At 67.6% G+C, this 408-nt stretch carries 1 protein-coding gene; it reads left to right on the forward strand.

All coding sequences use genetic code 11. The annotated features are described in order from the left end of the window. A partial coding sequence (locus GVL52_RS32445; protein ID WP_200848045.1) for a gamma-glutamyl-gamma-aminobutyrate hydrolase family protein occupies positions 1-408 on the forward strand: 408 nt, incomplete at both ends.

Consider the following 408-nt stretch of genomic DNA (forward strand, 5'->3'; position numbering starts at 1 on the left):
ATCTGGCCGTGGTGGAGGCGTTCGAGCAGGCCGGCAAGCCGATCTTCGGTGTCTGCCGCGGCCTGCAGCTCATCAACGTGGCCTTCGGCGGTTCGCTCTACCAGGACATCGAGACCCAGCATCCGGGCGCGCAGCAGCACCGCAACGCCGTCACCTACGACCAGCACTTCCACGAAGTGGAGATCGTGCCGGGCACGCGGCTGGCGCAGATGTACCCGCAGCAGTCGCGCGCGGTGGTCAACAGCATCCACCACCAGGGCATCAAGAATCTCGCCCCGGGCTTCGAGATCGAGGCGTGGAGCCATCCGGACGGCGTGCCCGAGGCGATCCGCCGGCATGCCCACTCCGGGCGCGGCTATATCGCGGCCACGCAATGGCACCCGGAATTCTTCAAACCCGGCGCCTCGC

It is taken from the genome of Rhizobium sp. 18055 (genome assembly GCF_902706285.1).
Taxonomy (GTDB): Bacteria; Pseudomonadota; Alphaproteobacteria; order Rhizobiales; family Rhizobiaceae; genus Rhizobium.